The sequence below is a fragment of the Mycobacterium shottsii genome (genome assembly GCF_010728525.1).
In the GTDB taxonomy this organism is placed as follows: Bacteria; Actinomycetota; Actinomycetes; order Mycobacteriales; family Mycobacteriaceae; genus Mycobacterium; species Mycobacterium marinum.
Genome location: NZ_AP022572.1, coordinates 357,549 through 372,020, shown reverse-complemented (window position 1 = coordinate 372,020; position 14,472 = coordinate 357,549). Strand labels below are relative to the sequence as shown.

11 protein-coding genes and 2 pseudogenes are annotated in these 14,472 nt (G+C 64.8%); 3 read left to right on the top strand and 10 right to left on the bottom strand.

The features are described from left to right. Positions 1-2 precede the first annotated feature (2 nt). Positions 3-1,448 carry a sensor histidine kinase gene (locus G6N41_RS01745; RefSeq protein ID WP_198966407.1) on the top strand — a complete coding sequence of 482 codons (1,446 nt, stop codon included), beginning with the start codon at positions 3-5 and terminating at the stop codon, positions 1,446-1,448. Between the two features lie 6 nt (positions 1,449-1,454). Here G6N41_RS01745 and G6N41_RS01740 read toward each other — a convergent pair whose 3' ends face one another. The 10 genes and pseudogenes from G6N41_RS01740 to G6N41_RS01690 form a co-directional block, all read right to left on the bottom strand. After that, positions 1,455-1,859 (bottom strand): HIT family protein, encoded by a 405-nt coding sequence (locus G6N41_RS01740; protein ID WP_011738794.1) that lies wholly within the window; start codon positions 1,857-1,859, stop codon positions 1,455-1,457. Positions 1,860-1,863: 4 nt separating this feature from the next. Beyond that, complete coding sequence (locus G6N41_RS01735; RefSeq protein WP_198966406.1) at positions 1,864-3,255, bottom strand: PE-PPE domain-containing protein; 1,392 nt, start codon at positions 3,253-3,255, stop codon at positions 1,864-1,866. Positions 3,256-5,125: 1,870 nt separating this feature from the next. Further along, entirely contained in the window at positions 5,126-5,545 is a 420-nt protein-coding gene (locus G6N41_RS01725; RefSeq protein ID WP_020730714.1) for a ketosteroid isomerase family protein, read from the bottom strand. A 315-nt stretch (positions 5,546-5,860) separates the two neighbouring features. Further along, positions 5,861-6,988, bottom strand: a complete 1,128-nt coding sequence (locus G6N41_RS01720) for an NDMA-dependent alcohol dehydrogenase (protein WP_198966405.1) — start codon at positions 6,986-6,988, stop codon at positions 5,861-5,863. Positions 6,989-7,150: 162 nt separating this feature from the next. Next, positions 7,151-7,696, bottom strand: a complete 546-nt coding sequence (locus G6N41_RS01715) for a nuclear transport factor 2-like protein (protein ID WP_198966404.1) — start codon at positions 7,694-7,696, stop codon at positions 7,151-7,153. A 5-nt stretch (positions 7,697-7,701) separates the two neighbouring features. Continuing rightward, positions 7,702-7,908, bottom strand: a complete 207-nt coding sequence (locus G6N41_RS01710; RefSeq protein ID WP_011738800.1) for a ferredoxin — start codon at positions 7,906-7,908, stop codon at positions 7,702-7,704. After that, positions 7,908-9,278 (bottom strand): annotated as a pseudogene (locus tag G6N41_RS01705) (cytochrome P450). The gene G6N41_RS01710 and the pseudogene G6N41_RS01705 overlap by 1 nt, the downstream one beginning before the upstream one ends. After that, complete coding sequence (locus G6N41_RS01700) at positions 9,275-10,099, bottom strand: SDR family oxidoreductase (protein ID WP_198966403.1); 825 nt, start codon at positions 10,097-10,099, stop codon at positions 9,275-9,277. Before G6N41_RS01700 ends, G6N41_RS01705 begins: the two are co-directional and overlap by 4 nt. After that, a pseudogene (locus G6N41_RS01695) lies at positions 10,099-11,335 on the bottom strand (cytochrome P450). The gene G6N41_RS01700 and the pseudogene G6N41_RS01695 overlap by 1 nt, the downstream one beginning before the upstream one ends. Continuing rightward, a complete protein-coding gene (locus tag G6N41_RS01690) occupies positions 11,332-12,000 on the bottom strand; it encodes a TetR/AcrR family transcriptional regulator (RefSeq protein WP_198966402.1) in 669 nt (222 codons plus the stop codon). Before G6N41_RS01690 ends, G6N41_RS01695 begins: the two are co-directional and overlap by 4 nt. A 205-nt stretch (positions 12,001-12,205) precedes the next feature. Between G6N41_RS01690 and G6N41_RS01685 the strand changes: the two genes are divergently transcribed. Continuing rightward, positions 12,206-13,645 carry an aldehyde dehydrogenase gene (locus tag G6N41_RS01685; protein WP_198966401.1) on the top strand — a complete coding sequence of 480 codons (1,440 nt, stop codon included), beginning with the start codon at positions 12,206-12,208 and terminating at the stop codon, positions 13,643-13,645. 40 nt (positions 13,646-13,685) lie between these two features. Further along, positions 13,686-14,438 (top strand): SDR family oxidoreductase, encoded by a 753-nt coding sequence (locus G6N41_RS01680; protein WP_198966400.1) that lies wholly within the window; start codon positions 13,686-13,688, stop codon positions 14,436-14,438. Positions 14,439-14,472 lie beyond the last annotated feature (34 nt).

Sequence of the window (14,472 nt, the reverse complement as noted above, 5' to 3'; positions counted from 1 at the left end):
CGATGGCCGAACGTCTTCCGCGCGCAGTGCCGCTCCGGGTGGGTCTGGTCGCGGCCACCCTCGCCCTGGTGTTGTGTGGCCTGCTGACCTCGGGCGTGGCGGTCACCTCGATCCTGCGACACAGCCTGGTCAGCAGGATCGACTCGACGCTGCTGGAAGCCTCGCGCACCTGGGCGCAAGCCTCCTGGCGGCATTCGATGCCCAGCGTTGAAGGCCCCGACCCGGCCCGGCCTCCGTCGAAGTTCTACGTGCGCAGCATCAGTCCCGACGGTCGGGCCATGACGGCCATCAACGACCGCAACGCCGAGCCGGCGCTGCCCGCCGACAACGACGTGGGTTCGGATCCGACGACGCTGCCCTCGGTGAACGGCTCGAACATCGAGTGGCGGGCGGTCTCGGTGCACGGGCCGCAGGGCGGCCTGACGACGGTGGCCATCGATCTGTCCGACGTTCAGCACACGGTGCGGTCGCTGGTCTGGCTGCAGATCGGCATTGGGGCCGGGCTACTTGTGGTGGTCGGCCTGGCCGGCTTCGCGGTGGTGCAACGCAGCCTGCGGCCGCTGTCCGAAGTCGAGCAGACCGCCGCGGCCATCGCTTCGGGTCAGCTGGATCGCCGGGTGCCAGAACGTGATCCCCGAACCGAGGTGGGCCAGCTTTCGCTCGCCATGAATGGAATGCTGTCCCAGATCCAAGTAGCGCTGGCGGCGTCGGAGGATTCGGCGGAAAAGGCGCGCAGTTCCGAAGAACGGATGCTGCGTTTCATCACCGATGCCAGCCACGAACTACGTACCCCGCTGACCACGATCCGCGGCTTCGCCGAGCTGTATCGCCAGGGCGCGGCGCGCGATGTGGCCATGTTGCTGTCGCGGATCGAGAGCGAAGCCAGCCGGATGGGTCTGTTGGTGGACGATTTGCTGACGCTGGCCCGCCTGGACGTGCAACGGCCGCTGGAGCGCAACCGGGTGGACTTGCTGGTTCTTGCCGCCGATGCGGTGCACGATGCGCGGGCGATCGACCGGAAGCGCGCCATCACCGTCGAAGTCCTGGAGGGCCCGGGCACACCGGAGGTGCTCGGCGACGAGCCCCGGTTGCGCCAGGTGCTCAGCAACCTCGTCGGCAACGCGCTGCAGCACACGCCCGACAGCGCCGACGTCACGGTGCGGGTCGGCACGGCTGGCCAGAACGCGGTCCTGGAAGTGGCAGACAAAGGTCCCGGGATGCCCGCGGAGGACGCGGCCAGGGTATTCGAGCGGTTCTACCGGACCGACTCTTCCCGCGCCCGCGCCAGTGGTGGGACCGGGCTTGGTCTGTCGATCGTCCACTCCCTGGTGAAGGCGCACGGCGGCGATGTCACGCTGACGACCGCGCCGGGGGAGGGGTGTTGCTTTCGCGTCACGCTGCCGCGCGTCAGCGAGGCGGCGGTGGAACTCACCGAGCCGGTCAGTTAGACCGATTCAGGTCAGCTCCGATAGCGCCTTTTTGATTTTGGCTTGCGCTTCGTCCAGTGATTCCGGTGACGGATTGCGGTCGACGGTGGCGAAACCGAAGTCGCTCAAGTGGCGGGTGGGGAACACGTGGATGTGCAGGTGTGGGACCTCTAACCCGGCGATGATGACGCCGGCGCGTTCGGTGCCAAACGCCTTGCACACCGCCTTGCCGATCAGCTGACTGACTTCCATCACCCGGCCGAATACCGCGCCGTCCACGGTCTGCCACTGATCGATTTCGGCGCGCGGGACCACCAACGTGTGGCCCTGGGTCATCGGCTCAATCGTCAAGAACGCGACGACGTCATCGTCCTCGTAGACAAAGCGGCCGGGCAGTTCACGGTTGATGATCTTGGTGAAGATCGACGCCATTGGTTCAGCATATGTGTGCCGTCACTGACCCCAGCGCTGGCCATGGCCAGGACCCCAGCACATCGGCCGCGCTGGGCAGACCGACCAGCGCTCCTTGCGAGAAGTACGGGCCGGCGTTGGGAGTCAGCGAGGAGTATCCGTCGTTGACGATCGGTGCCAGCACCGAGTTGAGGCCCGCGACGATCGGCGCCGGGACACCGATCTGCTCGAGCGGTAATAGCATCGGCAACGTCGGGGACGGGATCAGGTACGTCGTGATCGTGCCTCCCAGCGAGGTGGTCACGCTGGACACTTCGACCGCGTCCGACAGCGAGGCAAACGATGACGTGTTGTGGTAGTAGGCGGCCCCGAACAGGGAGTTCACCCAGGCCGGGAGATTCCATGGCCGGTCGGGCGGATTGCCCCAGAAGTCGTATTGGCCATTGACCACGCTGACGTCGTATTGGGTGTTGGCCAGGCCATGCACCGTGTAGTTGATCAACGGCACGGTCAGGCCATCGGGCAAGTAGATGTGCGCCAAACCGAGCTCAGGGCTGCCGAACAAGGCGAACTCCAGGGCATGGGCCGGTGGCGCGTTGGGGTCGGTTGCCAGGTAAGCCAACTCGCGGTTGGCGACGATGGTGCCCTGTGACAGTGCGGCCACGTGCACCGGCAACCCGCTGCTATTGGTCACCGCGCTCATGATCTGCTCATGGAGCATCCGCGTTCCGATGGCGACGGCCGTGTTGGTGTCGGGGGCGGTCAGACTGCCGCTGAGGATGCCGATGCTGGCCGGATAGTTGATGACCGAAGCGATGGTGTCGGGGAACCAGTTTTCGCCGATCGCATGGTTGATCAAGTCATATCCCTGCAGGATCGACGCCGAACTGGGCCCCGGAATGCCCAGCAGGAGTGCCTGTCCCAGATAGGGCAGCTCGGTGAGGAATCTCGGGTAGTAAAGCGGTCCGGCCCCCGGGACCGTAATCCTGGTGCCTGCCGCCGCGGGCGCCATCGAGGCGCCCCCGGCGGGCGTGGCTGCGGTGCTGGCCGAGGCCGTCGGGTCGGCGCCGAGCAGCGGGTGCTCGAGCAGCGCCGTGGCCGGGGCGTTGATCGCGCCGGCCAGACATCGCTGCGCGTTGGCGATCTCGGTGGTCAGATACGTGTTGGCGTCGGCCGCCAAGGTGAGCACGAACAGCTCGTGAAACTCCGCCGCTTGGGCACTGGCCAGCTGATACTGCAGGCCGTGCGTGCTGAACAACGCCGCAATGTGGGTGGAGACGTCGTCGGCGCCCGCGGCCAGCAGCAGGGTTGTGGATCGGGCGGCCGCTGCGGTGGCCGTGCTGACCGCCGACCCCATCGCGGCCAAATCCTCGGCCGCGGTGCTCAGAAAATCGGGCGCTGCAACGACATGCGACACGGGTCTCTCCTCGAGAGCACGAGGGAGGCGTGCCGATCGTCGGCCCTCGCGCAATCTGTGGCCATGAGGTTACTCGCAGGCCGGACCCTGGCGCCGACTTTTGGGCAGGACTGCCGGGACTTCATAGCCTTGTAGTCCGTCATCGGGTCGGTGCGTCATCGGCTCTCCCGGCCGGATCCAGGGCGCCAAGGGGCACATCTCATTCGTTCTGGCCTGATGGGATTGCCGTGGCGCGCGGCATTCGGAGCGCCGAACCTACCCGGTCGAAATATCCGAAATTACAGTCGCACAGTGATTTTCGGACAACTCAACCATCATGTTACTGGTCACAAGTCTTTTCGAGACAAAATCGTTAACCCGATGTGGCCGTGTCGTTTTCCGCGTTCGTCAAGATCCTCTGTGACCCAATACACGGGAGGGGACCTACGTGCGGTTTCCTGCGGCAGTGCTCGCCATACCCACGGCATTGCTTACCGCGTGTGCCATTTCGGCGCTGCCCGCCGTCTTCCCGCCCGCCACGCACGCCGCCGCCCCATTCGGTCCGCTGGCCCCGCCCAACCCGTTCATGGCGCCGAATGGATTGGCGTCCATGCACAATGACGCCGGATCGGCAGACGCGGGCCCGCTCCCCGGCCCCGGTGCGCGGCTGGCGCCGATCTTTGCCTACCCGCTGCTGGCCGCCTGTCCGAGCATCACCCAGGGGACTGACGGATTGGTGTTGGCCCTGTGCACCAACGACATCACCCAGGCCCCCATCGTCTATCTGATCGATCCCGGCGGCCTGGTTCCACATGTCATACCGCTGGCGAGCCTCGACGTCGCCAAAGGAGGTCTGCTCGGCGGCGTGTATGCCTACCTGGACAACAACAACCAGCTGGTGATGATCGACGGGACCAACCACCTACTGCGTATCGCTCATGCCAAGGACAGCAAGGGCTGCTGGCAATTGAGCATCACCGAGTCCACCGACGTGTCCAGTGCCATCCCGGCCGGCGATCAGTCCGTGGGTGTGGTCCCCGACTACCTGGGAAATGTGTGGTTCGCCACCGGCAGCGGCGTGGTCGGAGTGGCCAAGGTGGGCGGTGGTGTCGCCAGCGTTCAGTTGGACCCCGGTGAGCAAGTCGCCAACAGCATCTCGGCCTCGCCGGCCAACCGCGTCGGCGTGGCCACCACCGCCGCTCTCTACGAGCTCAACCTGGACGGCGTCGGCAATCCGCAGGTGCTGTGGCGGCAGCCCTACGATCGCGGCCCGGCTCGCAAGCCGGGACAACTCAGCTGGGGCACCGGTTCCACCCCAACCTATTTCGGGCCCACCGGTGCGGACTACCTGACCATCGTCGACAACGCTGACCCGCTGGTGCACGCGTTGATCTACGAGTCCGGAACGGGCAACCTGATCTGCCATCAGCCGGTGCTGACTCAAGGCGGGCCGGGCAGTGAGAACTCGCCCATCGGCGCCGGGACGTCCATGTTCATCGCCAGCACCTACGGCTACCCGTATCCGGCGGTGCCGGCGGGCGCGGGCCCCGCGGTGCCCCCGACCGCGCCGTTCGTCGGGGGAATGACTCGGGTCGACGTCGAGCCCACCGGATGTCGCACCGTGTGGGACAGCAGGACTCGCAGTGCGGCGTTGCCCCACCTGTCTATTTCCGACGGCCTGATCTACACCATCACGCGGATCGGCCTGGACAACACCACACCGCTGGACGTCTTCGCGTTTGCCGTCATCGATCCGAACAACGGTCGAGTGCTGCTGCAGCAACCGAAATCGGCCACCATCCTCAGTGATCCGATCCAAACGGCCTGCATGGTCCTGATGGACAACAAGATCATGCAGGCAACATCACCGGAATCGGCCGTATCGGATGAGTTATTCCTGGTTGCCGAACTTCATCATCTCCAGGTTCCAGTATCCGCGCATGTTGGTCATGAGCCCCTCGTCGTTGACGCGATAGGTGAACACGCCGCGGACCTCGCTGGTGAAGCCGCCGTCAAACCTGCTGCGCAGCACCAGGATATGGGCGATCTCGTTGGGCGAACTCGACGGAAAGGTCTCCTCGCAGGTGATCGACAGCTGGTTGGCCGCAATGTTGGTGTCATAGAAGTTCGCCACACCATCTTTGCCCCGCACCCCGGTGCCGTCCGGGTTGGTCACGGACTTGCCGATCGGATCCTCGATGACGATGTCGTCGGCCATCAAGGCGAGCCACCCCTGGCGGTCGTGGGCTTGAACGCAGCGCCATGACGCCTGCGAGGCCGCCAATGCGGGGGACTGGGTGGCTTGGGTCATCGCTATCTCCTGTCGTCAAATGGCGCGCGCGGCGCGTGCACCGCCGCGTCGGTGGCCAGATGCAGGCCACCGGGAGTCTCGGGTGCCGGTGATCAACCCTGTTGGCACCCATCGTGATCAGACCCACGCCACCTCTGGCGCGAGCCGCGAAACAGTCACGGGTGCGCTGGGCTGGCCGCCCGTCGGTGGTGTCGAACCTCGTCTCCATCGCAGACATCACCGGCCGGTTGCGCGGCGCCATGGCGCCGATTCGCCTCGGCGCCAACAGGTGCGGAAAGCGGGTCACCCAGGCCCACGCGCCTCGTGCCGAGCGGCCTACCGGTCGGCGTCGGTGAAGCGGATGACGCCGCGAATGTTCTTGCCGTCAATCATGTCCTGGTAGCCCTCGTTGATCTGTTCCAGCCGGTACTGGCGGGTGATCATGTCGTCGATGTTGAGCTTGCGCGCCTTGTACATCGACAGCAGTTGCGGAATGTCGTATTGCGGGTTACCGCCGCCGAAGATGGTGCCCTGCAAGTTCTTCTGCATCAGGGTCAGCATTGCCAGGTTCAGGTTGACCTGAGTGTCCAGCAGGCTGCCGATCGCGGTGACCACGCAGGTACCGCCCTTTGAGGTGATCGCCAAGTAGGTGTCGATGTCGGAGCCCTGCAGCTCGCCGACGGTGATCACCACTTTCTTGGCCATCAGCCCGTAGGTGACTTCGGCGATCCCCATGAGCGCCGCCTCCATGTCGGGGTAGACATGGGTGGCGCCGAACTTGAGCGCCTGGTCGCGTTTCCACTCCACCGGCTCGACGGCGAAGATGTAGCGGGCGCCGGCGGTCACCGCGCCCTGCAGCGCCGCCATGCCGACCCCGCCAAAACCGACGATGGCGACGTCGTCGCCGGGGCGGATGTCGGCGGTACGAACTGCCGAGCCGTAGCCGGTGGTGACGCCGCAACCCACCAGGGCGGCGACCTCGAAAGGAATGGCCGGGTCGATCTTCACCACCGAGCTGCGGTGTACCACCATGTACGGCGAGAAGGTGCCCAACAGGGTCATGGGGTAGACGTTCTGGCCGCGGGCCTGGATGCGGAAGGTGCCGTCGGACACCGCGGCGCCGGCCAGCAGCCCCGCCCCCAGGTCGCAGAGATTGCGCAGGCCGGCCTGACAGGTCGGGCATCTGCCGCAGGACGGGATGAAGGACAACACCACGTGGTCGCCGGGGGCGATGTCGTCCACACCGGGGCCGACATCGGTGACGACACCGGCGCCCTCATGTCCGCCCAGGACCGGGAAGCCCGCCATCGGAATGCCGCCGGTGACCAGGTGGTTGTCGGAGCGGCACATGCCCGCCGCTTCCATCTGAATCTTGACCTCGTCTTTGACCGGATCGCCGATTTCGATGTCCTCGACCGACCACGGCTGGTTGAACTCCCAGATCAGAGCGCCTTTTGTCTTCACGTTGGACCTGACCTCATTTCGCCATTGAATTGATCAGAACTGCCGGACGCGGGCGCCCAGGCAGTAGTGACGAGTGCCACAGGACACTCTTTTCGGCCAGCATAGCGCGCGCAACAAAACAAATGCTTGGTTGGGTGCATGGAGCGGCTGGCCGTACCCGGGTCACCAGATCGGGACGGGCGTCTTACCCAGCGCGTAGTAGCCGGGAAGCCGCTCACCGGCGAGGCTGCGCTCGATGCGCCGCTGCATGCCCGCGGACAGCTTCCCGGCCTTCATCAGATCCAGGTACAGCGCCTGCACGTGTCCGAAGTCGAAGAAGTCGCGCTGCCACTCGATGAGTTTGTCCGCGTTGAGCCGGAACCAGCTGCCGCCGATGCCGTAGATCTCCTGTCGGCCGCCGTCGCCGTCGGTGACGACCTGCTTCCAGAAGCCGACGATCTCGCCCTGCCGGTCATCGATGATGACCTTCTGATAGGGGTACTGCCAGTTCTGAAGGCCCTCCATCTCGTACCCGAGCGCGACGTCGCGGATCTCGTCGATCCCGACGCACATCACGTCTTCCTTCGGGCCGATGTTCCATCCGTAGGTGGCATCGGGGGCGTAGAAGTCGGCCAGTGGCTTCCAGTCGCCCGCAGCCTCGCAGTCCCTGTTGGCCTGAAGCCAGGACTGCACCCACTGTTCAAGTTCGCTACGTTCGAACGACGCCATTGTCCTCAGTCTTCTTTCGCTTTGATCGATAGTGCTTGGGTTGGACACATTCGCACCGCCTGCTCTATCTCTGGGCGGGCTTGCTCGGGGGGCTCGGGATCGATGATCTCGACCTTGCCTCGCTTGGGCACCCGGAAGTAGTCCGGTGCCTCCAATTCGCACATGGCGTGGCCCTGGCACAGATCCAGGTCGGCCTCAATCCGGTAGCTCATCAGTGGCCCCGGTTGTCGCTCATTTTTCTGCGGCGGTAGCGCACCCTGGCGTGGCGCGCCAACTGAACCACCATCTTGGAGTGGTCGTTGCGATAGCTGTCGGCGGGCTACGCAATCTCGAACTCGTACTCGCGCAGCAATACCGAGAAGATCGCCTTGATTTGCATGGTGGCGAATGCCGCACCCACGCAGCGATGCCGTCCGGCGCCGAACGGGATCCAGGTCCAGCGGTTGATCAAATCCTCTTGCCGCGGCTCCTGGTAGAGCTCGGGCACAAACTCATCCGGATCGGGGAAGTCCTCGGCAATCCGGTTGGAGATCGCCGGTGAAGCCGCAACCAGTTCACCTTCGTGAATCGGGTAACCCTCGACCTGGAATTCGCCCTTGGCCACCCGCATCAGGATGATCAACGGCGGGTGTAGCCGCAGCGTCTCCTTCAACACGTTCTCCAGCCGTGGAATCTGGCGCAACGCGTGGAAACTCATCGGCTGGCCGTTGGCGTAGAGCTCGTCGAGCTCATCGATCACGGCGGCATACGCGTCGGGGTGGCGCAGCAGCTCGATCAGCGTCCAGGCCGAGGTACCCGAACTGGTGTGGTGCCCGGCGAACATCAACGAGATGAACATGCCGGTCACCTCATCGGCGCAGAACCGCGGATTGCCTTGCTCATCGGTGATCGACACCAGCACGTCGAGCATGTCGCGGTCACGCTTGTCGGTCGGCGGGTTGGCGACCCGCTGGTGCATGATCTCCTGGACCAACGCCACCACGCCTTTTCGGGCCTCGTCTCGCCGACGGAAACTTTCGATCGGCAGATACGGATCCACGTAGCACAGCGGGTCGGTGCCGCGCTCGAGCTCGTGATAGAAGTGCGCGAACCGGGAGTCGAGCTGGTTGTGGAACTTCGTACCGATCAGACACGAGGTCGAGGTGTAGATGGTCAGTTCGGCAAAGAACTCCAGCAGGCCGATTTCGCCTTCCTGGCCCCAATTCTCGATCATCCGATGCACTTCGCGTTCGATGGTCGTGGCATGCCCTTTCATGTGCTCGCCACGCAATGCCGAGTTGTGCAGCATCTCCTTGCGCCGCTCGGGGCTGGCGTCGAACACCACCCCTTTGCCGAAGATCGGGGTCATGAAGGGGTAGGCCTCGGCCTGGTCGAGTTCTTCATCGCTGGAGCGGGAAAAGAACTCATTGGCCTTAGCGCCAGAGAGCAGGACAACGTGCTTGTTGGCCAACTGGAACCAGCCCACGTCGCCACATTCGTCGCACACCCGCTGCATCAACCCGATCGGATCGGTGCGGAACTCCTCGAGATGTCCGTGTTCCTCTTCGCCGCCGGACACTCGCGGCACGATCGCTGTCGTCATGAATCCTTGGCCTTCTCATCGACTTTGAGTTGCTGACGGTTCGTGGTGGCGGCCAACGGGGCTTCCGGCTGCAACTCCATGTTGGCCACGAACCCACCCCTGGGTGTTTCCGCCACGAATGTGATGGCCCGGGCGATATCGGATGCTCGCAGGAAGTAGTCGTGGCGCGCCTGACCCCATTTGGCCCAGTCTTCGAGTGCCGGGCCGATCGACTCGACCGGCAGGCTCCAGCCCATCGCCGTCTTGGTCGGGCCGGGATGCACGATCGACGCACGCAGGCCGGTGCCCTCCAATTCCATCTGCAGGTTGGTGACCATTGCCACCAGCGCGGCCTTGGCCGCGCCGTAGGCACCCATGTGCGGGCGCTGGCGCAGCGCCACATCCGAACCCACTAAGATCAGGTCCCCGCGTTGGCGTTCGAGCATGCCCGGAAGAACCGCGGTGGCCAGCCGGTTTGCCCCGATCAGATGGATCTGGACCTGCGATTCGAAAGTCTCGGTGTCGATTTCGTAGAGTCGACCGAAGTAGGTGTCGCCGGCGCCGGCGACCAGCACCTCGATGTCGCCGAGCCGCTCGGTGGCCTGATGCACGAAATCCTTGACCGAATCTGCGTCAGTGACATCGAGGGCCAGCGCGACGGCATCGCCGCCATCGGCGCGAATCTTCTCGACGATCTCTTCACACTTCTGCACCCGCCGCGCGCCCAGCGCAACCGGAAAGCCATGGGCGGCCAGCTCGACCGCGGTGGCGGCGCCGATTCCCGATGACGCGCCGGCGACGATCGCGGGCCGGCGATCCGGGTGGGGCTGGAAGCGCGGCATCAGGCGACCTCCACGGTGATCGGCAGGTGAGCGAATCCGCGGACGTTGCTGGAGTGGACCCGCACGGCGTTGCCCTCGTCGACCTGGTAGCCACGGATTCGTTTGAACAGTTCGGTCAGTGCCACCCGGGCTTCCATCCGAGCCAGATTTGCTCCCAGACAGAAGTGCGCGCCACTACCGAAACTCAGCAACTTCGAGCCGATCTCGCGCCCGATCAGGTACTCGTCGGGATCCCGGAATGCCCGCTCGTCACGGTGGGCCGAGCCCGGCAACAGGAGCACCACGTCCCCCTCGGGGATCGTGGTGTCGTAGAGGGTGAGTTCACCGACGACGGTGCGGGCCAGGATCTGGCTCGAGGTGTCAGAGCGCAGGGTTTCCTCGACCCACAGCGGCACTCGAGACAGATCGGCGTAGATCGGTGTCAGTTGATCGGTGTTCTTGTGGCCCCAAAACGCGGCATTGGCGAGAAGTTTGGTCGTCGTCTCATTTCCGGCGATCACCATCAAGAACATGAAACCGAGCACTTCTTCGTCGGTGAGGCGGTCGCCGTCGACGTCGGCGGCCAGCAGCGCGGAGGTCAGATCGTCGGAGGGTTTCTTACGTCGCTCGGCGATCATCTGCTGGTAGTAGACGATGAGGTTGATCGATGCCTCGATGCCTCGATGCCTCGATGGCCGACGCCGGCACATCCGTGACACCGTCCTCGCGGTGCATCACCCCGTCTGCCATCGCCCGGATCTGATCGCGATCGGCGACCGGAACGCCCATCAGCTCGGAGATCACATCCATCGGCAGCTTGCCGGCGAATTCGGCCACATAGTCGACCGTCTGGGAGCCGCCGGCCATGTCCAGCATGGTGTCCAGGTGCGCCACGGCCAGCTCGGTCACCCGCGGCTCCAGCTCGCGAATCCGCCTTGGCGTAAAGCCTTTCGAGACCAGCGTGCGCAGCCGTAGATGGGCCGGGTCGTCCATCGCCAAGAATGACATCGTCTTGGTGGCATGGGGCCCGCGTGACACCGGATCCAGCGAAACTCCGTCGCGGTTGGAAAGCGTGGTGCTGTTGCGGAATCCCTGGTGCACGTCGCGGTGCCGGGACAGCGCCCAGAACCCGAGTTCCTGGTTGTGATAGAGGGGGGCCTCGTCGCGCAGCCGCCGATAGTACGGATACGGATCCTCGTGGAAGTCGTAGTCATAGGGATCGAGGACCAGCTCGGGTCCCCCCACGTGCACGCTCATGCGTCCTCGCCCGCCTTGGCGGCTGGCTCTGCCAAATCGTCGCCGGGGGCCGCCTGCCCCGCGCCGACCAGGATCAGTACCGCGACGTCTGCCAACCGGTCGGCAACTTCGTGATAGGTGAATTCCCCACTGCCGGCGTGTACCAGCGCGCCGAAAAATGCCATTTCGAGCGCCGCGATGGTGCCGGGTTGCGCCCCAGGACCGATGGCCGAGGCGATCCGGCGATGGATCTCGGCGCCGATCTGATCGCGCACGGTGCGCACCGCGGGGTCGGCGCCGCCGCCCAGTAGCGCCGCCGTGCACGCGGCCCCCACCTCGGGTTCATCCGCTACCACCAGGGCCAGGTGGCGCAGCGCCTGTACCACCCGATCGCGCATCGCGACGTTGACGTCGGTGAAGAAGGGGACCTTGCGCACCAGGTCGAGATAGACCTCGGCGATCAGGTGGTTCTTCGACGAAAAGTAGGTATATGCGGTGGCCGGGGACACCCCGGCGCGGGCCGCCACCATCCGGACTGTCAGGTCCGGGTAGGAGCTCGCCCGCAAGGTGTCCATGCCAGCTGCCAGCACCCGGGGAAAGGTCTCCTCCTGGCGACGGTTGCGCCGCCGATCTCCGGACTCGTGCTGTTGCTGGTCGGTGACCGTAACCAGTGCATCGCTGGACACATGTCCAAGCTAGAGGATGGTTGCGAGGCGAGGCAACACCTGTGCCTGAAAATGCTGGCTTAACACCTATAATCGGGGAGATTGGCGGTCGCCGGCGGGGTCGGACCTTGCACCGTCGCCGCGCTTGAAGCTATGGTTGGCCCATCGATATCGGACAACTGTCCATTGGATTGGTCCTTCATCAGCACGGAGGCGGGAGCGGTAGATGGCCCTGTTGGCCGACGGAGTCAGCTCACTGTTCATCGATGGCAAGCGCTGCGAGGGTGGGGCGGGTACTTTTGCGACCGTCAACCCGGCCACCGAGGAAACGCTCGGCGTGGCGGCCGATGCCGATGCGGGTGATATGGACCGGGCGATCGAGGCCGCGCGCCGCGCATTCGACGACACCGATTGGTCGCGCAACACCGAATTGCGGGTGCGATGCGTGCGGCATCTGCGTGACGCGATGCGTGAACACATCGAGGAGCTGCGCGCGGTGACCATCTCCGAAGTCGGGGCGCCGCGGATGCTCACCGCCGCCGCTCAATTGGAGGGTCCGGTCAATGACCTGGCCTTTTCTGCCGACACCGCCGAATCCTATTCCTGGAAGCAGGATCTCGGTGCGGCGGCGCCCATGGGCATCCCGACGCGGCGCACCGTCGTTCGCGAGGCGGTGGGCGTCGTCGGCGCCATCACGCCGTGGAACTTCCCGCACCAGATCAACCTCGCCAAGCTGGGCCCCGCGCTGGCCGCGGGCAATACCGTCGTGCTGAAACCGGCACCGGACACACCGTGGTGCGCGGCGGTGCTCGGCGAATTGATCGCCGATTGCACCGATATCCCACCCGGCGTCGTCAACATCGTCACCTCCAGCGAACACGGCCTGGGCGCTCTGTTGGCCAAAGACCCTCGCGTGGACATGGTTTCGTTCACCGGATCCACCGCGACCGGCCGCAGTGTGATGGCCGATGGGGCGGCCACCATCAAGAGAATGTTCTTGGAGCTGGGTGGCAAATCGGCCTTCATCGTGCTCGATGACGCCGACCTGGCCGCGGCGAGCTCGGTATCGGCCTTCACCGCAAGCATGCATGCCGGGCAGGGGTGTGCGATCACCACCAGGCTGGTGGTGCCGCGTGCCCGCTACGACGAGGCCGTCGCAATAGCTGCGGGGACCATGTCGTCGATCAAGCCCGGCGATCCTGATGATGCCAGAACGGTTTGTGGTCCTTTGATTTCGCAACGGCAGCGGGACCGGGTACAGGGTTATCTCGACTTGGCGATCGCCGAAGGCGGAACCTTCGCTTGCGGCGGCGGGAGGCCGGCCGGCCGGCAGGTCGGTTACTTCATCGAGCCCACGGTGATCGCGGGTCTGACCAACGATGCCCGGCCCGCGCGCGAAGAGATCTTCGGTCCGGTGCTCACGGTGCTTGCTCACGACGGTGACGATGACGCCGTGCGCATCGCCAACGATTCACCGTATGGCTTGTCGGGCACGGTTTATGGCGGTGACCCGCAGCGAGCCGCCGACGTCGCCGCGCGGCTGCGGGTGGGCACCGTGAACGTCAACGGCGGGGTTTGGTATTGCGCTGATGCGCCGTTCGGAGGATACAAGCAATCCGGGATCGGGCGTGAGATGGGCCTCGCCGGATTCGAGGAGTATCTGTAAACCAAGCTGATTGCGACTGCGGCGAATTAGAGGAGAACGCGTGGGACGGTTCGAGAAGAAGGTGGCGATCGTCACCGGGGCGGCGCAGGGTATTGGCCAGGCGTATGCGGACGCCCTGGCTCGCGAGGGTGCGCGCGTGGTCGTCGCCGACATCAATGCCGAGGCTGCCGAGAAGACCGCAAAGCAGATTGTCGCCGACGGTGGCACGGCAATTCATGTGCCCGTGGATGTTTCCGATGAGGAGTCGGCCAGGGCGATGGCCGATCGTACGGTCAGCGAGTTCGGCGGCATCGACTACCTGGTGAACAACGCCGCGATCTACGGCGGCATGAAGCTCGACCTACTGCTGACGGTGCCGTTGGACTACTACAAGAAGTTCATGAGCGTCAACCACGACGGGGTGCTGGTGTGCACGCGCGCCGTGTACAAGCACATGGCCAAACGCGGTGGCGGGGCAATCGTGAACCAGTCGTCGACGGCGGCGTGGCTGTACTCGAACTTCTATGGTTTGGCCAAAGTCGGGGTCAACGGGCTTACCCAACAGCTTTCCCGTGAGCTTGGCGGAATGAAGATCCGGATCAATGCGATCGCGCCGGGACCGATCGACACCGAAGCCACCAGAACCGTCACGCCCGGCGAGTTCGTCAAGGACATGGTCAAGCAGATCCCGTTGAGTCGGATGGGGACTCCCGAGGACCTGGTGGGGATGTGCCTGTTCTTGCTCGGCGACCAGGCCTCCTGGATTACCGGGCAGATCTTCAATGTCGATGGCGGCCAGATCATCCGCTCGTAGCCACCGGAGACGATGCAAAGCCAAGCGATGACAA